Source organism: Streptomyces sp. MNU76 (assembly GCF_020982545.1).
Classification (GTDB): domain Bacteria; phylum Actinomycetota; class Actinomycetes; order Streptomycetales; family Streptomycetaceae; genus Streptomyces.
Genome location: NZ_JAJKLK010000007.1, coordinates 181,222 through 203,825 on the forward strand (window position 1 = coordinate 181,222; position 22,604 = coordinate 203,825).

The 22,604-nt window shown below is 67.2% G+C and carries 19 protein-coding genes and 2 pseudogenes; 4 read left to right on the forward strand and 17 right to left on the reverse strand.

Annotated elements, in window-relative coordinates:
- The first annotated feature begins 116 nt into the window (after positions 1–116).
- Positions 117–1,019 (forward strand): helix-turn-helix transcriptional regulator, encoded by a 903-nt coding sequence (locus tag E4N62_RS18800; RefSeq protein WP_230215834.1) that lies wholly within the window; start codon positions 117–119, stop codon positions 1,017–1,019.
- 55 nt (positions 1,020–1,074) lie between these two features.
- On the opposite strand, the gene E4N62_RS18805 is transcribed toward E4N62_RS18800, so the two are convergent.
- From E4N62_RS18805 to E4N62_RS18815, 3 genes are read right to left on the reverse strand one after another with little or no spacing between them, the layout of a single operon-like run.
- Positions 1,075–2,268, reverse strand: a complete 1,194-nt coding sequence (locus E4N62_RS18805) for an amidohydrolase family protein (RefSeq protein WP_230215836.1) — start codon at positions 2,266–2,268, stop codon at positions 1,075–1,077.
- Between the two features lie 23 nt (positions 2,269–2,291).
- The gene (locus E4N62_RS18810; protein ID WP_230215838.1) at positions 2,292–3,407 is read right to left on the reverse strand and encodes an MAB_1171c family putative transporter; all 1,116 of its coding nucleotides are present in this window, start codon (positions 3,405–3,407) and stop codon (positions 2,292–2,294) included.
- 3 nt (positions 3,408–3,410) lie between these two features.
- A complete protein-coding gene (locus tag E4N62_RS18815) occupies positions 3,411–3,776 on the reverse strand; it encodes a hypothetical protein (protein ID WP_230215840.1) in 366 nt (121 codons plus the stop codon).
- Positions 3,777–4,670: 894 nt separating this feature from the next.
- Here E4N62_RS18815 and E4N62_RS18820 point away from each other — a divergent pair.
- Positions 4,671–5,111 (forward strand): pyridoxamine 5'-phosphate oxidase family protein, encoded by a 441-nt coding sequence (locus E4N62_RS18820; protein WP_230215842.1) that lies wholly within the window; start codon positions 4,671–4,673, stop codon positions 5,109–5,111.
- Here E4N62_RS18820 and E4N62_RS18825 read toward each other — a convergent pair.
- The 11 genes from E4N62_RS18825 to E4N62_RS18875 all read right to left on the reverse strand — a co-directional run bounded on the left by E4N62_RS18825 (position 5,108) and on the right by E4N62_RS18875 (position 18,092).
- The gene (locus E4N62_RS18825; protein WP_230215844.1) at positions 5,108–5,872 is read right to left on the reverse strand and encodes a phytanoyl-CoA dioxygenase family protein; all 765 of its coding nucleotides are present in this window, start codon (positions 5,870–5,872) and stop codon (positions 5,108–5,110) included. The genes E4N62_RS18820 and E4N62_RS18825 overlap by 4 nt on opposite strands.
- 366 nt (positions 5,873–6,238) lie before the next feature.
- Positions 6,239–6,706, reverse strand: coding sequence for an NUDIX hydrolase (locus tag E4N62_RS18830; protein WP_230215846.1), 468 nt, complete (start codon positions 6,704–6,706; stop codon positions 6,239–6,241).
- Positions 6,707–6,922: 216 nt separating this feature from the next.
- Positions 6,923–8,893 carry an ABC transporter ATP-binding protein gene (locus E4N62_RS18835; RefSeq protein WP_230215848.1) on the reverse strand — a complete coding sequence of 657 codons (1,971 nt, stop codon included), beginning with the start codon at positions 8,891–8,893 and terminating at the stop codon, positions 6,923–6,925.
- Between the two features lie 198 nt (positions 8,894–9,091).
- Positions 9,092–10,138, reverse strand: a complete 1,047-nt coding sequence (locus tag E4N62_RS18840) for a phosphotransferase enzyme family protein (protein ID WP_230215850.1) — start codon at positions 10,136–10,138, stop codon at positions 9,092–9,094.
- 5 nt (positions 10,139–10,143) lie between these two features.
- The gene (locus E4N62_RS18845; RefSeq protein ID WP_230215852.1) at positions 10,144–10,956 is read right to left on the reverse strand and encodes a trans-aconitate 2-methyltransferase; all 813 of its coding nucleotides are present in this window, start codon (positions 10,954–10,956) and stop codon (positions 10,144–10,146) included.
- A complete protein-coding gene (locus E4N62_RS18850; RefSeq protein ID WP_230216309.1) occupies positions 10,944–11,831 on the reverse strand; it encodes an aminoglycoside phosphotransferase family protein in 888 nt (295 codons plus the stop codon). Before E4N62_RS18850 ends, E4N62_RS18845 begins: the two co-directional genes overlap by 13 nt.
- A 136-nt stretch (positions 11,832–11,967) precedes the next feature.
- Positions 11,968–12,468: a LuxR C-terminal-related transcriptional regulator gene (locus E4N62_RS18855; protein ID WP_230215854.1), complete on the reverse strand. Its 501-nt coding sequence runs from the start codon at positions 12,466–12,468 to the stop codon at positions 11,968–11,970.
- Positions 12,469–12,502: 34 nt separating this feature from the next.
- Complete coding sequence (locus E4N62_RS18860; protein WP_230215856.1) at positions 12,503–13,927, reverse strand: glutamine synthetase family protein; 1,425 nt, start codon at positions 13,925–13,927, stop codon at positions 12,503–12,505.
- Entirely contained in the window at positions 13,927–15,456 is a 1,530-nt protein-coding gene (locus E4N62_RS18865; protein ID WP_230215858.1) for an amino acid permease, read from the reverse strand. Before E4N62_RS18865 ends, E4N62_RS18860 begins: the two co-directional genes overlap by 1 nt.
- Positions 15,457–15,531: 75 nt before the next feature.
- A complete protein-coding gene (locus E4N62_RS18870; RefSeq protein WP_230215860.1) occupies positions 15,532–16,536 on the reverse strand; it encodes a hypothetical protein in 1,005 nt (334 codons plus the stop codon).
- 374 nt (positions 16,537–16,910) lie between these two features.
- Complete coding sequence (locus E4N62_RS18875) at positions 16,911–18,092, reverse strand: IS701 family transposase (RefSeq protein WP_230215862.1); 1,182 nt, start codon at positions 18,090–18,092, stop codon at positions 16,911–16,913.
- A 129-nt stretch (positions 18,093–18,221) separates the two neighbouring features.
- Here E4N62_RS18875 and E4N62_RS18880 point away from each other — a divergent pair.
- Both E4N62_RS18880 and E4N62_RS18885 read left to right on the forward strand, forming a co-directional pair.
- Positions 18,222–19,191: pseudogene (locus E4N62_RS18880) on the forward strand (IS5 family transposase).
- A 95-nt stretch (positions 19,192–19,286) separates the two neighbouring features.
- Positions 19,287–20,259 (forward strand): annotated as a pseudogene (locus E4N62_RS18885) (IS5 family transposase).
- A 19-nt stretch (positions 20,260–20,278) separates the two neighbouring features.
- Here E4N62_RS18885 and E4N62_RS18890 read toward each other — a convergent pair.
- The 3 genes from E4N62_RS18890 to E4N62_RS18900 form a co-directional block, all read right to left on the reverse strand.
- A complete protein-coding gene (locus tag E4N62_RS18890) occupies positions 20,279–20,473 on the reverse strand; it encodes a hypothetical protein (RefSeq protein ID WP_230215864.1) in 195 nt (64 codons plus the stop codon).
- Positions 20,473–20,913 carry a hypothetical protein gene (locus E4N62_RS18895; RefSeq protein WP_230215866.1) on the reverse strand — a complete coding sequence of 147 codons (441 nt, stop codon included), beginning with the start codon at positions 20,911–20,913 and terminating at the stop codon, positions 20,473–20,475. Before E4N62_RS18895 ends, E4N62_RS18890 begins: the two co-directional genes overlap by 1 nt.
- A gap of 109 nt (positions 20,914–21,022) precedes the next feature.
- The gene (locus tag E4N62_RS18900) at positions 21,023–22,261 is read right to left on the reverse strand and encodes a helix-turn-helix domain-containing protein (protein ID WP_230215868.1); all 1,239 of its coding nucleotides are present in this window, start codon (positions 22,259–22,261) and stop codon (positions 21,023–21,025) included.
- Positions 22,262–22,604 lie beyond the last annotated feature (343 nt).

Below are 22,604 nucleotides of genomic sequence, written 5' to 3' on the forward strand. Positions count from 1 at the left end.
GCGAAGATCGAGTAATCGTGCAAAGCTCCCCGCCTTTCGCTAAGCTGAAGCTATTCCGATTCAAAGAAAAAGTCAACGGACCGAGGTTCCTTCGGTTTAGCGAAAAACGAGGTTGGATGTCTGCTCGTCACTTCGACCGGGGCCGTGTGCGCGGGGTACGGCGAGCCGCCGAGATCTCGCAGGCCGAGGTGGCTGCGGCCCTCGGCGTGGCCGACTCGACGGTTGCCGGCTGGGAGACCGGGCTAGCGATCCCCGATGCGGAGAAGCTGCCCGCTTTGGCCCGTGTCCTCAAGCGGGAGTTGGACGACCTGTTTCCGCGTACCGGGCTGCCCGACCTGACTGACCTGCGGTGCGATGCCGGCTACTACCAGTACGAGACGGCTGCGCTGATCGGAACCAAGAGCGCCGGACCGGTGGCGGGGGCCGAACGCGGGGAGCGGCGACTTAAGGACAGATACGTCCCGGACTTGGCAGCGGCGTATGGGGTGACCGAGGAGGAGCTGCGGCGGGCAGAGGATCGGTCGATCGCCAAAGCGCAGGAGGCGCACAGCGGCGAACGCGAATCGAGGGACACGGGGACCGTGCCGACCTCCGTGGGGCCGCCCGGCACGCTGGCCGAGAAGATCACTCTGATTCTGGAGCGCTCGTACCCCGGACCACAGGGGCCGCCGACCGATGCGGAGATCGCCGACGCGGTCAACGCCCATGCCGGGGCACAGGTCATCTCCGAGGAGGGTGTCCGGGACCTGCGAACCGGCGCAGCGGAAACGGCCCCGCCTGTCGTGCTTGAGGGGCTGGCTGCCTTCCTCGGCGTGTCCCCGCTGTATTTCCAGCCGGACGATGCCGTGGCCCGTCAGGTCTACGAGGGCCTGCGGCTCCTGTCGGCGTCCAGGCGGGGAAGCGTGGGCCAGGTCAAGGGGCGCGGTATGGCGGCGCGAGGTCTTCCGGCGAACGTCATGGAGTTCGTCAACGACTTGGTCACAGAGCTGGAGGAGAGAGAACCCGAGGCGAACGAGTAGCACCCTGCCCGCAGCTCTGGAGAGCCCGGACAGGATGCTGACGGCTGGTCCGCTACTACCGTGCGGCCTTCTCGAGCGGCTCATAACGTCGGCCAGCGGCGACCACCGCCCGGATCGCCTTCAGCGCACCGAGGTCTTCGAGAGGATCGCCGTCGACCGCCAGCAGGTCCGCGCGGAAACCCGGAGCTACCCGGCCGGTCGTCTCGCCCAATCCCAGCGCGTCGGCCGCGTCGGCGGTCGCCATGCCGAGGATCTTGCTGTTCGGCAGGCCGAGGTGGGCATAGAAGGACAGCGTGGGCACCAGTCCGTCGAAGCCCGCCCGCTGGACTCCCGCGTCGGTACCGGCGATGAGCTTGGCGCCCGCCTCGGCCATCTGCCGGACCAGGTCGAACATGACCGCGGCTCGCTCCTCGCCGAAGAACCGGGGGAGCATCTGCCAGTGCGGGCTGACGGCCGGGCAGACGGCGATGCGCTCGTCGATGATCTGCTTCAAAACGTTCTGCGGGAGGTCGAAGCCGTCGCTCGTCATCCACGTGCAGTGCTCGATCGTGTCCACGCCCGCTTCCACGGCCGCGATGATGCCGTCCGTTCCATGCGCGTGGGCTGCCACCGGCACACCGGCCTTGTGGGCCTCGTCCACCAGGGCGTGCAGTTCCTCCGGGGAGAACTGGCTCTGCCAGCTCTTCGGCCCGTCCTTGGTCAGACCGCCACCGGTCACCATTGCCTTGATCACGCCGGCACCGGCTGCGATGTTGCGCCGGACCAAGTCCCGGGCCTCGGCCGCCCCAGAGATCTCGCCCCCCAAGAAGTGGCAGTGGCCGCCGGGCGAGGTCGCGGGCGTGCCTGCGGACACGATCCGCGGTCCCGGCGTACTGCCGCTGGTGATCTCCGTATCCAGGCGAAGCGCCAGGCCGTTGCGGTCTCCCAGGTCTCGCGCCGTCGTCACGCCGCTGTGGAGGAGCTGCTCCGCACGGCTGCGCATGTCCTGGAGCAAGGTCTCGTCGCTCGACTCGTGGAGCGTGGCCACGGGGTCCGCGCCACCGTCGAACGCGAGGTGTACGTGGGCGTCGATGAGGCCAGGCAGGACCGTTCCCCCGGGGAACGCAAGGTGAACCGCGTCCGTGCCGGCCCGTTCCGCGATCTGCGCACGCGGCCCCACCGCGGTGATCGAGTCGCCTTCGATGAGGATCGCGCCGTCGTCCAGGTAGGTGCCGGAGCCGACCAGGACTCGGTCAGCAGTGATCAGCATCTCGTCTCCTTGGTGTTCGGTGGTTACACGGGAAGACGCAGTGCGTCCGACACCGCGATCAGCTGCCGGACATCCGCTTCCCGGTTGTCGTCCTGGGGCATGGCCAGCGGTACCGCCTGACGTGGCGCAAGGGCACCCTTGCCGATCGTGGTCACGGCATGGCGGAGGCGTTGGGCCAGCTCAGCAGGGGCGAGGCCGAGGACTTCGGTGTCCTCGGCCGTGTAGCCCAGGTAGGGACTGATGTCGACCAGCCCGTCACGACACTCCACTATCCGCCGGTGATAGCGCCGGTGCACTCCGCGCGCCCGCCACCGGTCCCGAAGCGTCGAGGAAGGGGGCCTCAGCACGTTCTCGGGGTATGTCTCGGCGAGCAGTTGCCACAAGGGGGTGAGCCGACGGTGGTCACGCCGGTGGCGGAGCCAGAGCTTCAGGGACGTGACCCTGGCGCGGGCCCCGGAGTAGGTGACGCCTGCGACGAAGAGCAGGATGGACACCACCAGCAGGAATGCCACTCCGGTCATGAGGGGCTGCGGTACAGCCCCGCCGCTCCACCGGATCGCGACGATGACCGCACGGACAGCGCAGGCCACCGCCATCGCGGTGAGGCCGATCGCGGCCATCCACAGGCCCGTGGCGTGCGGGCGCCTGGACATGCGGGCATACCGGCGAGTCCACCACCCGGCGGCGCCCAGGGCGTACATGAGGTACAGGCCGGCACCGCCGTAGAAGAAGGCGATCTGCGGGGTCGTCATGTCCGCCGTGCTGAACGAGCCGGCGAAGACCTCGTTCGGAACGGACTCGGCGGCCACGGTGATCGACACCGCTACGAGCGTGACGACGACGGCTTCCCGCCGCGCCCGGAGCCGCCCGGCCTTCTCGTCTGCCGAGTAGAGGTAGAAGCACATCAGGAAGTAGACCGTCACCAGGAGCAGCAGGTTCTGGATCAGCTTCGCCGTGCCGTGGCCGGCCACGGTGTCGACGCCCGAGGCGCCGCCGGGCATGGCCACGGGGTACGAGAGCGCGGCGCTGAGCAGGCACAACGTGACGGATCGGAGAGGGGCGTCGTGGGGGGCTCGCGACCACTGGTACAGCTTCCAGATGACGGCAGCCGCGATGCCCAAAAGGAGCAGCTCAGTCACGGGTTACAGCCACCCTCGCCGGTCACCGAGGGCCTGCTGAACGCGGCGGAGCGAGGGATCCTCTGAGAGCGGGGGAACTTCGTCGAGCACCGACGACCACTCCAGGACGATCGTGGCCGCGAGCTCGACCTCGCACTCTTCCCCGTCGTCGTACGAACAGCGCCGGGCCACACGCCGGACCAATGCGGGATCCAGTACCGGAATCAGGGTCGCCCAGCCCTCGACGAAGTCGTCCGGAGCCTCCTGCTCCTCCGCAAGCTCCTCCGCAGCCTGTTCGCCTTCGGCCACGATGACGTGAAACACCTCATGCAGGATGATGTGCCATTGGTGCAGGCGCGTCGTCTCCTGCTGATAGAGGATCACGTCCATCTGGGGCATATCAACCCACAGCCCGGACGGTCCCGGCTTCTCCAAGGGGAACGGTCGAAGAACGATCGGGCGCCCGCGCCTCTCGCCAAGCGCCCGGCACAGCTCTTCCACATCCAGCGGAGGCTGTATCCCGAGGTCCTGAAGCTCTCGCCGCAGTCGACGGTGCAGGTCGCTCTCCGCCGTCCGCTTCTCAGCCGTACGCCACCGTCCCAACCACCGCCGGCTCACCTTGCCCTGCGCAGGGACCTCGGATTCTGCCGCGCGGCGGTCACGCCTTTCCGACCACATCAGTAATCCCCTTCGCACTGACCGTTGATGGCTCCGGCGTGGAGCCGGGCGACGGTCGTACTGAGCCAACAGCGTTCAGTTCCCGTACGGCACAAAGAGAACGGAAGGGATCATCAGCATCGAAGGACAACGCCTCGGTATGTGCTGCCGAACAGCGCTGCAAGGGTTGCGCGCATATGCATCCACACCTCCCCAACACGCCAAGATCACGTACGCAAATGAGCAACGAACCGTGACTCAGCGTCTCCCCGGAGCCTTCGGGAACCTGCTTGGACATTACGCGAGACCGGAAGTGAGGAGTGGCGAGAAATCGCCCCCAAAGCCGCAGCATGCGCCGTCGCCAGCGACGCACTAAACCATGCCAAATTGCCCGCCTCGGTTATGGATCACGCCCCTGAACTGGTGCTTCAAAATCTGACGTGCGCGCATCAAATCCACACCTTTGGCATATGCGGCTGTTATCGATCTGAGACCATTCGGCGTCGAGCGACCGGGACATATGGTTAGCAATTTGGGCAAATCCAATTCTGCCGTTACGGGCAGGAGGAGTGTGGGCGTGGTCACTTCGGGGCAGTTCAGGCATCGCTCGCTATTACGCTTCCGGCCATGTCAATCGAGATACGCAACCAAGCCGATGACTACTTGGGGTTCTGGAGTGAGTACCACCTGTGCACACTGACGACAGTGCGTCCTGACGGCAGTCCGCACGTTGTGCCCGTCGGGGTCACTCTTGACGCTGACGCTGGCGTCGCACGGGTTATCACCCGCAAATCCAGTAAGAAAGTCACCAACATCCTTGCCGCGCACCCCGGTCAGGCTCGCGCAGCCGTCTGCCAAGTCGATGGAGGGCGCTGGGCCACGCTGGAGGGCACAGCCGAAGTCCGTACGCACCCGGACGCTGTCGACGATGCCGTAGCGCGCTACGGCAACCGATACCGTCGGACGCCCGCGCCGGATCCCGAGCGAGTGGTCATCGAGATCACCATCGAGCGAGCCATGGGTAACGTGGACGTGCCCAAGCCGAAAGCCGCGAACGCCGCTGACTAGGTGTTCGATCCACGGCGGAATTCGGACAGCGGATTGGTGACGGCCTCCCGCCACCGCTCCCGGTGACCGCTGGCGTGGAGCCGGTAGTACACCGTCTCGCGTCGCCCTTCGTCGGCCGCACCGTCGTGGTTGCCGATGTTGTGAGCAAGCAAGTAGTGGGCGAACAGCACGCTGCCTGCGGGACCGACCGCCTGCGTCGACTCGCCCAGTTCGACCTTGGGGTATGGGCCCGGATTCATGTCCTCGACGCGCGCGAGGGCGTCTGCGCCACGTTGAGCCAGGTACTGCCCGAAGCGCAGATGGGTGCCCGGCCAGACCCACAGGTTCCCCCGGTGCCGCTGGCAATGGTCGGTGAGCCATACGCCGGCCAGCAGCGAGAAGGAGCCTGGGCGTCCGTCCGGTTCACCCGGCGTCAGGCCGTCAACGTGCGGGCCGCCAGGCCGCTGCGGCCACGGCGGGACCGTTGTCGCCACCTGCGCGAAATCAGGGTCCTGCACATCGAGATCCGAACGCAGCAGCTGGCCGGCAAGCTCCCCGACACCCGTCTCCCGGTAGAAGTCGAGCAGTGGATGCCCCTCCGGGGCGAAGCGCGGCCACAGGAAATACGGTCCGACGTGATCGTCGGCGTGAGGTTGCTGCTCCAGCAACGCAGCGACCAGCTCGCGCCCTTCGGCGATCTGCTCGCCGCTGAGCACGTCGGGGATCACCACGAACCCCTGTCGGCGGAACGCGGTCCTCGTCTCGGCGGTGATCGTCACCATGACGTTAAGTGCAGCAGGCAGCGCCTTCTCCAGCAATCGAATTACCCGCTGCGCGCCGTGCCCGCACGCCGGTCGCAGTCAGTGCCGACATCTCGTACAAGATCAACGCCGAAGCTCATCGACCGTGGCGCTGACGGGCTTCCGCCATCCGGCTGGGGGCTCGCCACCTGCGGACACTGCCTATGGTGGAGGAGCGGGCGTGCGGTCCTTCGCTCTGCTGGAAGCCGAGGAGCGCGGGCGGAGATCCTCGGCCGCTACGGCACGGACAGCGTGGTCGGGCGATTCACCGCAGGACCGCACCCGCCAACCACGAGAGCGTGGCGCGGGTGCAGGCCGACAAGGCTGGGCCGACGCTGTAGGCCCTGATCAGCCCAGATAGGGGTAATTGCCAGAGAGGTAGTGGCCGATCTGCTCCCGCATGCTCGCGTGGATGTCGAGGCCACCAAGTTCCTCGGGAAGAACCCAGCGCACGCCGTCGGCCTCGTCGTTCACCGTCGGAGCGCCGCCGACCGGGCGGCCGATGTAGGCGGCTTCGTACTGCTGCCGGATCTCACCGTCGGTGTACTCGATGATGTGCGCCGGGTTCGAGTAGACGCCCAGGAACCCGGTGACCTCGGCGACGATGCCGGTCTCCTCCTCGCATTCGCGGACGGCGCACTGCGCGGGGCTCTCCCCGATGTCCTGGGCGCCACCCGGCAGGGCCCACTGTCCGGTGTCGCGGCGTCGCTGGAGAAGGATCGCGCGCTCGTCATTGACGACGAGGAGGTTGCAGGCCGGGATCAGTGTGTTGGCCTTGGGCGCCTTCGGGGCGTTGTAGTACTCAGTCCTGCCCACGCTGGTGGTGCTCCTGACGGTCGGGCGCCCAGGGGCGCGCGGTGTTCCATACGGCTTCGAAGTTCTCGGTGTAGCGGTCGCACAAGTCGGTGCCGCTCGTACGCCGGAACTGGAAGAGGGGGTTGGCGCTTGCCGGCTGGACTCAGGTGTAAGGATTGACCAGCAGCTGATCGTTGTAGGCGAACTCCGTCACGTCTCTTGACGATCCGCTCCATTTCAGAACAGGACGTGCTGGTCCGGCGAGACGACCTCAGCCGACGCGGTGGGGGCTGGGACGCGCCCCGTGCGCTCGTTTTGCAGATCCCACAGTTCACGGAACAATCCGTCGCGGTGGGCGAGGAGTTCGTCGAAGGTACCGTCCTGAATGACAGTTCCTTTACTCAGGACAACGATGCGGTCCGCGATCGCCACATTGGTGAGCCGATGGGTGACCAGGACGACGGCGCGGTCTGCGGCGAGGCGGCGGAGGCCGGTAAAGATGCGGTGCTCGGCCCGCGGGTCGAGGGCGGCCGTCGGCTCGTCCAGCACCAAGAGCCCGGCCGGGCGGTGGAATGCTCGGGCGAGTGCGATGCGCTGCCACTGCCCGCCCGAGAGTTCCTGTCCGCCCCACCATTCCTTGGCGAGCAGGGTGTTCAGGCCGTTGCGCAGACCGTCGACGACCTCGTCGGCGCCCGCCGCGTGGGCTGCGGCGAGTACGGCGGCGTCCCCGTCCTTGGTGGGCTGGCCGAGGGTGATGTTCTCCCGTGCTGACAAGGGCCAGTTCGCGTAGGACTGCGGTACGACGGCGACTCGCTCCCAGGCTGCGTGCGCGTCCAACTCACGTGCGTCGGCGCCGTCCCACGTGATCGCTCCGTCGTCGGGCAGGTACAGCGAGGACAGGAGCTTGCTGAGGGTGGTCTTGCCCGAGCCGTTCTCGCCCACGAGGGCGACGACCTCGCCCCGCCGGACTTCCAGGGATACGTCGCTGACGGCTGGGCGATCGGCGCTCGGATACCTGAAGGTGACGTTCTCGGCGCATACGACCGTGGGTCCGGTCGGCTTCTGGGTGCCGCGGTCGATGCGGTGGCCGCCGGCTTCGTCGATGAAGTCGGCCCAGTCGTCCAAGTACATGCCGGTACGGAAGAGTTGGGCGCCATAGCCGACGATTCCGTCCAGCCCGGCGCTGACACGCCCCAGAGCAAGGAACGCGGTACCGAGGGCGGCGACCGAGATCTGACCGGCGGACACCAGCAGCGCCAGGGCCGCCCAGACCACGGCGTGGGCGAGGCCTCCCGTGGCTCCGCCGACCAGGGAGATCCGGGCGGCGCGCCAGGTGGCCTGGTCGGTCGTCCTGTCGATCCGCGCTCCGGCCGTGCGGTACTTGCCGAGCAGGAACGGGGCCATGGTGCCGGAGCGGACCTGGTCGGCGGTCTGTTTGTCGACCAGGTACCAGCGCAGCATCCCCAGCAGTCGGCGATCCTTCGAGGTGGCGAGTGAGGCGATGTAGCTGATGCGGGCCGCTCGCACGCTGGCCACACCCTTCGGCAGCGCGGCAAGGAGGAGCAGCGGCAGAAGGATCGGGTGCACGGCAGTCAAGACACACGCAGAGGCGATCAGCGACGCCGACGCCGCGAGGATGTACTGGGTCTCCGTCAGGAGGTCCCGGGAGACCTCCACGCCGCGGTCGGCCGCATCCCACCGGTCGTTGTATCCGGGGTTGTCATACGCGGACAGTTCCGCCTTGGTCGCGGCATCGAGGAGCTTGAGTTCGGCTTCGCGGGAGATACGAGGCGCCAGCCGGGCCGACAACGACGACGAGGCGATGCCCAGGAGAGCGCGCAGACCGATGGCCCCGGTCAGCACGGCCAAGGACGGTGCGGCATCCCTGAGTTGGTCGCTGCTGATGTGCTGGGAGGCGATCAACGGCTTGATCGCTCCGGTGGTGGCCATCAGCCCGAACGCTTCCAGCACCCCGGAGAGGACCTGAACAACCAGCAGGGCGATGACCGCGTTGCGGTCCACCTGCCAGCCCAGGGCGAGGGCGCGACGGATCAACTGGGGTAGGCGGCGAGCCATGGAGCGGCTGGTGATGGCGTTGGCGGCCTCGATACGGCGGTCGCCGGGGATGGCGAACCTCAGTTCCTCGTCTGACACCTCCGCGTCTTCGGGCGGCGTGGCCTTCTGGGCGGTTTTCGGGGCGGTCGTCATCGGCTCCACCCCTCCGCCGCCATCCGCTGCCTGGCCCGGATAGCGTCGACCGCGGTCGCGACGTACGGCGCGGCTGCCTCGGCCGCCCGTTGCCGGTCGATCAGTGTGCGATACAAGACGTCCCCCTGTGGGTGAGGTGCGGATGGGGCCACCGCTGGGCTGCTGTGCGCGCTGGCATGGTCCGAATGAGTGGGCATGTCACGTGCCACCTCCGTCCGCCCCAAGGCGGGCGAACGCATCGTCGAGGTCACCTATGTGGTTCAACAGGCGGCGAATGGTGGTCTGTCTCTCGCTCCAGTACTGCCTCAGGTCCGCCTCGGCTTCCTGCGGAAGGTCGTATTCGGCGGTCGTGGCGCCGTAGAAGCTGAACAGCATGTACAGGAGCGCGACCCGGGCGCAGGACTGCACTTCCGCCAAGGGGACGCCGGGGTTCTCCGCGTAGTAGGCCCCCACCATCGCCAGCGCGCAGGCGGCCCAGTCCGGGCTGTTGGCGACGGTGCGCGGGTCGAGCGCGGCCCGGCCCAACTCCCAGGCCGGCATTCCGGTCGCGCAGCGGAAGTCGATGACCCCGGTGACGGCATCGGCGAGGACGATCAGGTTGGTACGGGTGAGGTCCGCGTGCAGAGCCTGTTCCACCAACGCGTCGGGCAACTGCTCCCGCAGCCGGTGGACATGACCGTGCAGGTCCTCACGCCGGTGATCGAGGTCGACCCGCAGTTGCCCGAGATCGTCGTGTCCCTGCCGCAGGCCCGTGGCCATCACGCTGTCGCACTTCGCGACCGCGTCCTCAACGGCACCGGCCCGCCAACGGGACTGCTGCACACGCTTCGGCAGCGGATACGCGGCCAGGACGCGGTGCATGCGCCCCATCACGACACCGATGTGTTCGGCAAGGGAAACCGTCATCGCCGAGGTGGCCACGCGACCGGGCGCCTCGTTGACGACCGCCCATACTCTGCCCTCCGAGATCGTGACGAGGTTGCCGTCCGCGTCGGACCACACGCGCGGGACAGGAAGCCGCGCGGCGCGGCAGTACTCCGACATGTCCAACGCTGCCCGTGCCGCATCCACATCCGCGACCGACCGATACTCCTTGACGAACAGCCGCAATCCGTCCGCGGTCAGAACCCGCCGGGTGATCGTGTCCGTGCCCATGGGTACCGGCTCGATCACGTCGACAACGAACCCGTACCGGTCTTCCAGCACGTCAGCTGTCAACTCCGCGCCCCAGTCCGCCTCGCTCATCCCCGTCACCGTTCTTTGCGCGCGGAGGGGCGGCTGGCGGTGAGCACGGTGAAGGCGTTTCCCTCCGGGAGCTGCCCACCCTCCGCGAAAGGGGCAAGGGCACCTGCGAGTGCCGCCTCGAAGGCATCCAGGCGGTCGCCGAACAGGTGCTGGGCTGCGAACGACGTCGAGTACAGGTAGCCGATGACCTGGTCGACGCTCCACTTGCGGTGCACGGGAACGATCGTGGAGGTGACATCGCAGAAGTCGGACGCGCGCAGCACCTCCTCATAGGGCGGTCCCACCGGGCTGAAGAAGCCGTCGCCCGCGCGCCGCTGTTCGCCGAGGAACTCCTGGACGACTTCTCGTGCGGCCTGCTGCCAGGAACAGTTTCCTGTCCACAGGCTGCGATCGCTGAACACCGCGACCACACCATCCGGTGCGACGTACTCACTGAGCCGGTCAAGGAAGCGGGGCTGGTCAAGCCAGTGAAAGACACGACCGCAGGTCACGAGATGCGGCCGCCATCCCTCTGGGGGCACGAAGTCCTCCGCCAGCGCGTGCCGGGTCTGCAACCGGTGGTCGGTGGAGAGCACGGGGCGGAGCACGGCTTCGGCCTCAGCGAGCATCGTCGGCTCGGCATCGACCGCGAACAGATCGTCGAAGTACGGCAGGAGCGCGTAGACAACGAGCCCTGGGCCGGTACCGATGTCCATAAGGCGCCGCGGAGAACTCTTGGGAGCCGCTTGGTCGAGGAGGGCGGCGACATCGGTCGGGATGCCGGGGCGAAAGCGCCGGTAATAGGAGGCGGTGCCGGCAAAGGCGTTCACGAACTCCACCCGCCCCACATGCGCGTGCGGTTCTCCAGGCTCAGGTTCTCCAGCATGGTGTGGGCCTCGTCGACGAGACCGATGTCGTGGTGCTTGATTCCCCAGGACAGCGAGTCGAGCGCGTCCAGAGCCCCGTACGTCCGGCACGCCGCCAGTTCCTCCTCGGTGAGCTGACGGCCGTACCCATGGTGGACGGCGGAATTGAGGTCAGGACGGTGGATCAAGATCCGGTAGCGCAGGCGGCTGAAGTCCCGGCGGGCGGCGGGCTGGAGTTCGGCCCTCTCAAAGTCGATGATCCGTAGCCACTGCTCGGTCTCGTCCCACAACCAGTTCTTGGGCATGTAGTCGCCATGCGCCGCCACCTGAGGCAGACGCGGCGGAGCCTCCTTGAGGAGCGCACGCACCAACGTGATCTCATGCTCCGGCACATGCCGCGCAGCACCGTCGAGCAGCTTCTCAACCGTCTCGTCCCATGCCTCCTCGGTCACGTCCTCGGTCGGCCCGTCCGCCGCCGCAGCGTGGTGCCGGGCAAGGAGTTCGCCGGCCTGCTCGTATGCCTTGCGCTCCTGCTCGGCCGGAAGGCGCAGCGTGACCAGGCTCCGCCCGGGCACCGCGGTAACCAGGACGGTGCGCGTCTCCGCATCAGCAGCGACCAGCTCGGGCGCACGGTCTTCACCTAGGGAGACCGTCCACTTCTGATAGGCGTCGACTTCGCGCCGGTGCAGCTTGGGGGAACCCGCGTGCTGCTTGGCGAACCACCGCTCACCGCCAGATCCGTTGACCTCCCAGACCGACGGCCGGATGTCACCTGGCCGGGGATGTTCGGCTACGACGGTGTACGTGTCGGTCACCGATCCCACCAACTGGTGGAGTGCGCTGGGCATGTCGGTCACGTCGGTGCGCCCTTCCGCTGGCTGAGCCGCCCAGCCGAGCCACAGCATGTGACTGGATGAGCGCGCAGGGTATTCACGTGTGGGTGGGTAGCTTGCCAAGAGCCACTGACAATGCGGCCTGAGCTGGTCATTTGCTCGTCAGGAGACGAAGGACGGTGCCGGAGGCCATCTCGAGGAGGAACTCGCCGAGAACTCCGTACCTCCAGCCGAGCGTCACCAGATGCGGGTCGTTGTCCGCCTCGACCCGCTCCCGTAACGCTCGCATTCGTCTCAGAGCTTCGTCGCGGCTGATGCGAGCGCTCGCCGCGTACTCCTTTGACGTCGCACCGATGGCGACCATCCGCCACGTCTCGATCTCTGCGTCCGAGAAGACTCCGGGGAGAGCGGCTTTCTCGGGGTGTCGGAGCTGCTCGGTGACGAAGCAGGCATGGACGACGGCGGCCCGGCCACGTACGCCGAGCTTCTGTCCGCAGTGCTTCAACTGCACGTTGATCGTGCCGGCGGTGATCGTGAGGTCGGAGGCGATCGCGTCGGTGCTCTTGCCCTCCGTGACCTTCTGGACGATCCGGATCTGTGCGGGTGTCAGGTCGAGCGATGTCGGGGACGGGCGCGCCGGTCGGGCACTCACGGGAGCTCTGGATCCTTTCGGTGAGGAATGGCTGTCAGGCGCGAGCCAGCCACCGGCGCCGCTCGGCATCGGTGACCAGGCTCCGCTCGTGGTCGAGTTCCAGCTGGCCGAGACGGGTGTAGTGCTCGACCACCTCGGTACCGAAGGCCTCTTGCGCGAGCGCGCTGTTCTCGAAGGCGGCGAGAGCGTCGGCGAGGGTGGGCGGCACGGGGGTGCCGTCCGCCCTGTAGGAGTTGCCGGTTTCCGCAGGACCGAGGGCGAGCTTCTGTTCGATGCCGTGGTCGATGGCCGCCAGGGCTGCGGACAAAGCCAGGTAAGGGTTGGCATCCGCCCCGGGCACGCGGAACTCCAGATGGAGGCCCTCACCGTGACCGATGACACGGACGGCGCACGTGCGGTTGTCGTAGCCCCAGGTGAACGTGGTCGGGGCGAACGATCCAGGTGTGAACCGCTTGTAGGAGTTGACGTTCGGTGCGTAGAAGGGGACCAGTTCCGGCAGGCCGGCGAGCAGACCCGCGATGGCGTGCTGCCCGATCTGGGACAGCCCGCCGCCAGGCTCATTCAGCTGGCTGATGGCCTTCGACCACAGCGACACGTGGAGGTGCAGACCGTTGGCCCAGCCGGTTTCCGGGGCCGCCATGAAGGTGGGCGCCAGTCCGGTACGCGAGCCGAGAGTGCGCACCGCGTGCTTGAAGAGCAGGTGCCGGTCGCAGGCGGCGAGCGCGGGCCCGTACGGGAACGTCACCTCGACCTGGCCGGGACCCGCCTCGGTCTTGATCGCTTCCACTGGCATTCCGGCACCCGCGAGCGCGCGCTGAAGGCGGCGGAAGAACCGGTCGGAATCCGGATCATGGTCGAGGGCGTAGTCCAGGTTCTCCGTGGCCAGCGGCTGCAGGCCCTGATGTCCGGCCTGTTCCGCTTCCGCGTATGTGCCCCTGTAGAGGACGAACTCGGTCTCGATCCCCGCCTTGGCGTGCAGACCGTGCCTGGACAGCCGGGTCAGCTGCTGGTGGAGGATCTGGCGGGGTGCGATCTCGATGGACGTTCCGTCGTGGGTCACGGCGTCGCCGAGCACGACGGCGGTACGTGGCAGCCACGGCACCACCCGCAAGGTCGACAGGGCCGGCTGCACGGACAGGTCCTGATAGCCGGTCTCCCACGAGGTCAGCGCGAAGCCGTCCGCCGGGCTCATGTCGACGTCGGTGGCCAGGACGTAGGCGCACACCTCGGCGCCATGATGTGCAACGCGCTTGAGGAAGTGGTTCGCGTCGTAACGCTTCCCCTTCAGCCTCCCCTGCAGATCGGGGACGGCGAGCAGCACCGTGTCGATCGCCCCCGCCTGGACCAGGTTCCGCAGGTCGGACACGGAGAAGGCCTTCTCGGAGCGTCCGCCCTGCTCGAGGGCGGACGCGGCAGCCAGGCGTGGCACGGTGCCGTTGCTGCTCGTGGTTCTCGTCATCAGACGACCTCTTTTTCGTACGTGGCCGCCGAGCGGTCGAAGTTCTGGGCCGGCACTTCGTACGAGCTGCCCTGCTTCCGCCACCACGCCCATGCCAGCGCGAGGACGACGAGCAGAGCTATCGGCGCGTAGTTGAAGGTCTCCACTGACACCACGCCGCCGCCGGCGGGGCGCGTCTGCGGCAGGCAGAACAGCACCGTCACGAACACCACCCAGACAACGGCGATCGTGCCGACGGCCACGCCCCAGTTGCCGAGGTTCCAAGGGCCGGGCTGGAAGCGGTCCCGGTTCTTGATGCGCAGGTAGATCGGGATCGCGTACGCGGGGGTGATGCCGACCACGTTGATACTGGTGATCGCCGCGTACGCGACCGGGCTGTACAGGCTCGGCAGGGCCAGGAGTGCGGCGCACACGACTGCCAGCAGCACGGCCATGCGCGGAGTGCCGGTACGGCGGTCGACCTGCCGCCACAGGTGTGAGCCCGGCAGCGCCCCGTCACGCGAGAACGCGAACACCATCCGGCTGGCCGCGGCGGTCTCGGCATTGCCACAGCACAACTGCGCGATGATCACCACCAGGAGCAGTGCCTTCGCCCCCGCCACACCCAGGGCATCCAGGAAGATCTGCGCCGGCGGCACCCCCGTCGCCGTGCCCACGGTGCCCGCGTAGTCCTGGATCGCGAACGTGAGCCCGGCCAGCAGGACGAACCCGGCCAGCCACGACCAGCCGATCGCGTGGATGATCCCGCGGGATGCGGACACCTGGGCGTCGGTCGTCTCCTCCGACAGGTGCGCGGAGGCGTCGTAACCGCAGAACGTGTACTGGGCCAGCAGCAGACCGAGCGCCGCCGCGTAGAGGGGGCTCCAGCCGGTGTTGTTGACGAACTCGCCGAACACGAAGTCCGAGGACTGGTGGTGGGAGGGGACAATCGCCAGAGCGCCGACGATCACCGTGACGCCGCCGAGGTGCCACCAGACGCTGATGCTGTTGAGGATGCTGACCAGCCGGACCCCGAACAGGTTCAGGGCGAGGTGCAGGGCGAGGATGCACAGGAAGATCACCATGATCTTCCCCGGCGTTGGCACGAATCCCCACTGCAGGTTGAACAGGGCGCCCGTGAACAGCGCGGCCCCGTAGTCGATGCCGGCGATCGCCCCGAGCAGGCCCAGCAGGTTCAGCCAGCCTGTGTACCAGCCCCACTTCCGCCCGCCGAGCTGCTCTGCCTGGTAGTACAGGGCCCCGGAGGTCGGGTAGGCGGAGGTCACCTCGGCGAGGGCGGCGCCGATGAACATCACCATGGCACCGACGACGAGCCAGCCCCACAGCATCACCGCCGGGCCGCCGGTGTTCAGGCCGAAGCCATACAAGGTCATACAGCCGGACAGGACGCTGATGACGCTGAAGGAGATTGCGAAGTTCCCGAACGGTCCCATGCGTCGGGTCAGCACGGGCTCGTAGCCCAGCTCCCGCAGGTACGCGTCATCGGACTTCCGGGACGTCGCACGATGGTTCGGACTCAAGCGAGACACGGGTCAGCCTCCAAACTCAGAGAAAGAACTAGGCAGGTTCATGCCAAATCGGACTGGATGAGCAGCGGATGCCGGTCATGTGTGCGGGCCGGCGCGCGATCTACGGGTACGGGCGTAAGAAAGGGATTCGGCGCGCGCTCGAAGGAGCAGCGCCTCACCCGGGCCTGGCCCTGCGGCCCCTTCATGCACAGACGCCCACGGCTCGCGGGCCGCGTACGGGCCCATCGCCTCGAACACCTCAGCGGCTTCGAGATACTGGTGGCCAGCCCACAACGCGTAGGCAAGAAGGCTCAGGTCAGCCACTGAGCGCTGCTCGCCGTGCGTCTTGTGGAACCAGTCGTGGAAGGCGGTCAGCGTGTAGTCGAGCGTCGACTCCTGCGCCCACTGCCGCCGCCACAGCGGATCGGCGCGCGATCGCCGTCGCTGCTCGACCTGCGCGTACGCGGGCAGAAGCAGCAGGGACGATCCGACAGGCCGCTGCGAGGCTACGGACCGACCGAAGTCGAAGACCGCGGCCAGGGAAGCGCCCGGCGGGCCATCCAGGGAGAGCATGAACTGCAGCACCCGGTGGTAGGCCTCCCGGTTGTACGGATCACGCCGGTTGACCTCGTACAACAGCCCCCACGGACCGCTGGGCAGCATCGGCTCGCCGGGGTTCACGCGGTGTTCCTGGCGCAGCTGCCGCGTGTCGATCTGCGCCAGAGCCAGGAGGCATACCCACGGCACGGGATCATGCGGTGCGCGACGAGCCGCCAGCAGCGCATCACGGCGAGCCCTGAACTCGAACTCCAGCGTCTGCGGATGCCGTTGTTTGTGCGCGCGCAACGCCCGCTCGACAGCCACACGGGCACCCATCAATTGCGCGTCATAGCTGCCAGGCTCTTCGCCGAGCCACACGCCCACCACATCCGACCGGGCGGCTGCCACCGCGAGCAGCTGGGTACGTGACGTTCGCAGTGCCCAATGCGTGGCCGTAGCCAGCAACAGTTGCCGTGCCGTTCTCCAGCGGCCCGCCTGCAACTCAATCAGGGCCACGCCCAAGTCGTCGTCGCGGCCAGCAGGGTGATACACCAGGCGCATCAGAGTCCCTCGCTATGAACGGGACGGTGGCGGAATGCTAGATCGAGGCTGCTCGTCCGATGTGTTCGAACTGTGCGAGGTGGCGTCGTGCTCTCTGGGTTAAACGTCAATGTCATCGGGGGCCTCAGGCGAGTTGGGGGTGGGGCCGAGGCGGGTGGGGCCGTACCGCCGCCGCGAGGCGGGGGCGGCTCAGGCGCCGAGTGGGGCGGCCTAGTACTGCAACGGTGCTTGTTCTGAGTACTGGGCAGTTCAGGGGCTGTGTCCGCGTCGTTTGTAGTGGCTGATGCGGGCTTGGTGCTGGCGTCGGCGGCGCCAGTGGGACCAGTGCAGGATGTGGTCGACCGGTGCTGGTCGGCGGTTGGTGAGGCGGGTTATCAGGCGTCGGATTTCGGCGAGGCTGAGGTGGATGAGCTGGGAGGATCCGTTTCTGCTTTGTCCGTGTCCAGCTGTCGGGCCCGCAGGACGGTCAGGCAGGCGTGGGCGGCCATGGCCAGAGTCATGTGGCGGTGCCAGCCGGGGTAGCGGCGGACCTGGTAGTCGTCCAGGCCGCATTCCTGCTTGGCGGTCTGGAAGCATTCCTCGACCGCCCAGCGGCTGCCCGCGATGCGGATCAGCTCGTCCAGCGTCGTGTCGGCGGGACAGTAGGCGATGTAGTAGGAGATCTCCTCGGGCCTGCTCACGCTGCGGCGGGCGAGGACCCAGTGCCGGCGGTCCTCGCGGTGCCAGGGCCTCACTTCGACGCGGGCCCAGTCGTAGATCCGTCGGCCATGTGCTCCCTCGCCGCAGGAACGGCGTTTCCATTTCTGCCGGGGCAGGCCGGGGAACAGGTCGTGGACGGGGTGGTCGATGGACCAGCGGGTGACGACGGTGTCGTGCCGGGTGGTGGCCATGACGTGGAAGACGTCCGCTTGCTCGAGCTCGAACCGCCAGCCCTTGCTGTAGCCGTAGGCGGCGTCCGCCGTGACCCAGGCGAACGGGATCTTGTCGGCGATGGCCCGGCGGACCATCGCCTTGGCCATGGCCACCTTCGTGGCGAAGGCGACGTGGTCGTCGATGCCCGCCCGGCGGCAGCGTTCCCGGTCGTCCGTCCAGGACGTGGGCAGATACAGACGGCGGTCGATCAACGTGCGTCCGCGGCCGGTGGCGTAGGCGAGGAACACGCCGATCTGGCAGTTCTCCGTGCGGGCGGTGCCGGAGTACTGCCTTTGCACCCCGGCCGAACGGACGCCCTTCTTCAGAAAGCCGGTGTCGTCGACGATCAGGACGGCATCGCTGTCTCCGAGGTGTTCCACCACGTAGTCGCGTACGTCGTTCAGGACCTCGTCGGCGTCCCACTCAATCCGGTTCAGCAGCCGGTGGATGCGATCGGGACCCGCGTGTCCTGCCTCCTCCGCCAGCGTCCAGCCGTTCTTGCGCTGCAGCGGCGCAACCAGCCCACGCATGTAAGCCAGCGCCGACTGACGCGGCTCCTCCCGGTTGAACCGGTGCACGAACCGCTCATGCAGAGCACCCAGTTCACCCGCCCACAACCTGACATCAGCAAGGTCCCCACCCATGACCACACCAACGACAGAGCTGGCCAGCAGTCACGGCAAAGACCGTTGCAGTACTAGGGCCTGTATGGAGTTGTGATCTCGTGAGCCCCCGGCCTGGGAAAGCCGGGGGCCCTGGGGTAAAACGGTGGGGTGTCTCGACCTCAACTTTCGGATGCCGAGTGGGAGTTCGTCTCCCCGTTCCTGCCGGTCGGTGAGTATGGGCCGTACCCGGAGAATCTGCGGGCGCACTTCGAGGGCATCGTGTGGCGGTTCAGGAACGGGGCGAAATGGCGGGAGTTGCCCGAACGGTTCGGGCGCTGGTCCACCGTTTACGGCCGGTTTCGGCAGTGGCGGGATGCCGGGGTGTTCACCGCGGTGTTCCAGGGTGCGATCGCCGAGGCGGCGAAGCGGGGCCTGGTGGACTTGTCGCTGGTCAGCGTGGACTCGACCACGGTCCGGGCCCATCATGATGCTGCCGGGATGATCGTGGAGCCCGAGATCCTGGACGTGCTGGAGAAGGCCGCCGCGGAAAAAGGGCGTACCAGGAACAAGACGGGCAGCTGGACCCGGGCGGGAAGAACGACGACGTGTGAGGCGTCGCCGCAGGGCCCGGCTCGCCGCTGCTGACCTGGGGCGTTCCCGCGGCGGACTGACCACGAAGACGCACCTGTCCTGTGTGCCGCAGTGCCTGCCCCTCTCACTGAAGATCACTGCGGGGCAAGCCGGGGACAGTCCGCAGTTCATCCCCGTCCTGAACAAGATCCACGTCCCCGGCCCGGTCGGCCGGCCCCGCACCCGGCCGGACGCAGTCGCGGGCGATAAGGCGTACTCGTCCCGCCAGAACCGTTCCCACCTGCGCAAACGCGGGATCAAAGCGGTCATCCCCGAGAAGAAGGATCAGGCCGCCCACCGCAAGAACCGTGGCTCACGCGGCGGACGGCCCGTCACCTGGGACAAGCAGTTGTACAAGCTCCGCAACAGCGTCGAACGCACCATCAACAAGATCAAGGACTGGCGTGGCCTCGCCGTCCGCTACGACAAAAAGCCTGAAAGCTACCAGGCCGGACTCGAATTATGCGCCGGCCTCCTCTGGATCCGACACCTCGGATCACAGCCTTGATCACAACTCCATACAGACCCTAGGGCCTGTATGGAGTTGTGATCTCGTGAGCCCCCGGCCTGGGAAAGCCGGGGGCCCTGGGGTAAAACGGTGGGGTGTCTCGACCTCAACTTTCGGATGCCGAGTGGGAGTTCGTCTCCCCGTTCCTGCCGGTCGGTGAGTATGGGCCGTACCCGGAGAATCTGCGGGCGCACTTCGAGGGCATCGTGTGGCGGTTCAGGAACGGGGCGAAATGGCGGGAGTTGCCCGAACGGTTCGGGCGCTGGTCCACCGTTTACGGCCGGTTTCGGCAGTGGCGGGATGCCGGGGTGTTCACCGCGGTGTTCCAGGGTGCGATCGCCGAGGCGGCGAAGCGGGGCCTGGTGGACTTGTCGCTGGTCAGCGTGGACTCGACCACGGTCCGGGCCCATCATGATGCTGCCGGGATGATCGTGGAGCCCGAGATCCTGGACGTGCTGGAGAAGGCCGCCGCGGGGGCCTTAGCCGCGCCAGGAACAAGACGGGCAGCTGGACCCGGAGCGGGAAGAACGACGACGTGTGAGGCGTCGCCGCAGGGCCCGGCTCGCCGCTGCTGACCTGGGGCGTTCCCGCGGCGGACTGACCACGAAGACGCACCTGTCCTGTGTGCCGCAGTGCCTGCCCCTCTCACTGAAGATCACTGCGGGGCAAGCCGGGGACAGTCCGCAGTTCATCCCCGTCCTGAACAAGATCCACGTCCCCGGCCCGGTCGGCCGGCCCCGCACCCGGCCGGACGCAGTCGCGGGCGATAAGGCGTACTCGTCCCGCCAGAACCGTTCCCACCTGCGCAAACGCGGGATCAAAGCGGTCATCCCCGAGAAGAAGGATCAGGCCGCCCACCGCAAGAACCGTGGCTCACGCGGCGGACGGCCCGTCACCTGGGACAAGCAGTTGTACAAGCTCCGCAACAGCGTCGAACGCACCATCAACAAGATCAAGGACTGGCGTGGCCTCGCCGTCCGCTACGACAAAAAGCCTGAAAGCTACCAGGCCGGACTCGAATTATGCGCCGGCCTCCTCTGGATCCGACACCTCGGATCACAGCCTTGATCACAACTCCATACAGACCCTAGAAGCGAATCTGGCCGATCATGTCCGCGATGCTGGTCATGAACCGGCTGATGCTCGGGGCCATCGATGTGCTCGACAGGAAGAACCCGAAGAGCACGCAGACGATCGCGGGCCCGGGTTTCACGGACTTGCTGCGGATCAGAACGACCACGACGATGCCGAGCAACAGCACGAACGAGATGCTCAGAGCCATCAGGAGGCCGTTTCCTCCGCAGGCCCGCGCCGCTCCCGGCGAGCCTGGCTCAGCGCACGGCGAAGAACCTCGGGCTGGGTCAGCGATCGTGGGCCTCTGGGGAGGACATGCCAGTGCATCCCCGGAGGGGTCGTGTTCTCAGCGGACGGCACGACTACGTGGCACTTCTGTCCCAGGGCAACGGTCCCCGGCTCTTCCCAGCGAGCCGCGGTACCCACGGGAACCAGGAAGTACAGCCGGGGCTCCGGACCTTCGTGGTCCAGGATCACCGGGCCGACCGGCTCGTCGCCCTCGTGGAGGATCTCGATCGCGCGCCGGCCCACGGCCTCCACGGCGCGTACGGCATCCCACCACTCGCCTGCCGAGCACAGCTCCGGCTCTTCGCCGATGGGCATCCAGCGCGGCGGGACCGCGCGAGCTGCGGGATTGTCGTCGGACATGGAAAAGGCCTCCTCACCACTGCGTGTGAGGAGACCATTCCATTCAGCAAGCTATTGTGCGCGGACAGACTGTCCGTGGGGTTCGCTCACCAAAGCCCTTGACACAACCTCAGGTTGTGCTAAGTCCCGTCCAACTGCCAAATGCAGACAGCTCGTTGGAAGGGTGGGCGTCCATCCTGAGCAGCGCCGCAGCCGTCTCGCGAACGGACGGGTGGAACCGCGTATGGTTCGGCGCGACCTTCCGTGCTCGCTTGAGATCCACGAAGGCGCCGGCCCGGTCACCCCCAGCGAGCTTCGCGGAGGCCACGTCGATGAAGTGGTGGCTCGACCGCTCGCCGACGGTCGTACTGGGCGGCGCCCACTCGCCGCCGGAAACCGGAGACCATTCGGTGAGGCGGGCGAGAGCCTGCTCGGTGTCACCCATGTCGATCATCGCGTGCACCTCATGGATGCGGATGTTCGTCGGGCCGAACGACATCTCGTACGCCAGGGAGTCACGGTTGCCTGCCATGCCCGCGACCTGCTCCGCCTCCCGCAGGTACGCGTCGGCGCGATCGGAGTTGTTCTCGCGGGCTTCGAGAACGGCCAGCTTCAACAGCAGCGCACCGTCGACGGCAAGCGCATCCTGCGTGAAGGAGCGTTCCGGCTGGAACCGCTCCAGCTCGGTCCGCAGCGCGAGGAGCTTGCGACGTGCCGGCGAGTACGCGCCCTGGCGGAGCATCGCTCCCGCGACGAGGTAACCGGCCGTGAACTGCATTAGGGGATCGCCGGAGCGGTCAGCCGCCCAACGGACGCGCTCCAGAGCCGTGTTCGACAGGTCGTGGTGGCCCATCTTGTGAGCCAGGGAGTTCACGGCACGATAGGCGCGCGCCAGGTGCCAGAACGCCTTGCCCTGGTCGCCGTTGCCGCCCCCGAGGGCTACGTGCGTCAACTCGGTGATGATCGGAGGCAGCAGGGGGCCCATCGGGGCGTAGCGCGCGTCGCGGCGCAGGGCCGCCACTTGGTCGACTTCCGAGGCGAGCACGGGAAGCGCGCGGGGGGCGATTTCCAGGTCGTCGGGGCTGTCGTAGCAAAGCAGGAGACGGCGCAGCTCAGGGATGACGGCGTGGACGCCGTCTTCGGCTTCCGGCTCGCCGTAGTAGGGCTGGCCGGTCAGGACCTCGGGGCCGAAGCGCAGCGCCTTCGCGAGTGCCAGCGTCAGCGACGGTGAAGCCTTCCGCGCACCAGACTCCAGCTTCTGCACGTAGCTCGGGGAGACTGCGACCTTCTGTGCCAGTTGAGCTGCAGACAGCTTCCGTGTCCTACGTGCTGTACGGAGACGGTCTCCCAGCGTCAGGTTTTCACTCATCGGTGGATCTGTCCCTTCGCGTTGGAGCACTCGGATCAGAGTACGGAAAATGCCCTGACCCGCGCCCCTGGTCGCCAAGTGTTAACAGAGCTGGCAGCGTCGCGACCAGGATGTGAAGCTCTTTGGTGCCGCACCCGGGACCTTCAGCACCATCTTTCAAACTAGAGCAAATAGGGGCATAGAGCTGTAAACAGGCCAGAATTTGAGGGTCATTGCGACTCGGTCGTCAAGAGCTGACAGAGAAGTGCCTACGGACAAATTGTCCGCGCCTCTCGTCCGTCCGCGCGATCAACAAGCCACGCTCCATCACGGACAGTGCCCACGCGCACTGAGCGGGGAGACC

Coding starts and splice junctions, on each gene's coding strand:
- E4N62_RS18815 (WP_230215840.1), bottom strand. CDS start 3,776: ATGGACGTGATCCTCTATCAGCAGGAGACGACGCGCCTGCACCAATGG.
- E4N62_RS18870 (WP_230215860.1), bottom strand. CDS start 16,536: ATGCGCCTGGTGTATCACCCTGCTGGCCGCGACGACGACTTGGGCGTG.
- E4N62_RS18900 (WP_230215868.1), bottom strand. CDS start 22,261: ATGAGTGAAAACCTGACGCTGGGAGACCGTCTCCGTACAGCACGTAGG.
- E4N62_RS18890 (WP_230215864.1), bottom strand. CDS start 20,473: ATGGCTCTGAGCATCTCGTTCGTGCTGTTGCTCGGCATCGTCGTGGTC.
- E4N62_RS18895 (WP_230215866.1), bottom strand. CDS start 20,913: ATGTCCGACGACAATCCCGCAGCTCGCGCGGTCCCGCCGCGCTGGATG.
- E4N62_RS18805 (WP_230215836.1), bottom strand. CDS start 2,268: ATGCTGATCACTGCTGACCGAGTCCTGGTCGGCTCCGGCACCTACCTG.
- E4N62_RS18835 (WP_230215848.1), bottom strand. CDS start 8,893: ATGACGACCGCCCCGAAAACCGCCCAGAAGGCCACGCCGCCCGAAGAC.
- E4N62_RS18825 (WP_230215844.1), bottom strand. CDS start 5,872: ATGGTGACGATCACCGCCGAGACGAGGACCGCGTTCCGCCGACAGGGG.
- E4N62_RS18875 (WP_230215862.1), bottom strand. CDS start 18,092: ATGGGTGGGGACCTTGCTGATGTCAGGTTGTGGGCGGGTGAACTGGGT.
- E4N62_RS18850 (WP_230216309.1), bottom strand. CDS start 11,831: ATGCCCAGCGCACTCCACCAGTTGGTGGGATCGGTGACCGACACGTAC.
- E4N62_RS18860 (WP_230215856.1), bottom strand. CDS start 13,927: ATGACGAGAACCACGAGCAGCAACGGCACCGTGCCACGCCTGGCTGCC.
- E4N62_RS18840 (WP_230215850.1), bottom strand. CDS start 10,138: ATGAGCGAGGCGGACTGGGGCGCGGAGTTGACAGCTGACGTGCTGGAA.
- E4N62_RS18820 (WP_230215842.1), top strand. CDS start 4,671: ATGTCAATCGAGATACGCAACCAAGCCGATGACTACTTGGGGTTCTGG.
- E4N62_RS18800 (WP_230215834.1), top strand. CDS start 117: ATGTCTGCTCGTCACTTCGACCGGGGCCGTGTGCGCGGGGTACGGCGA.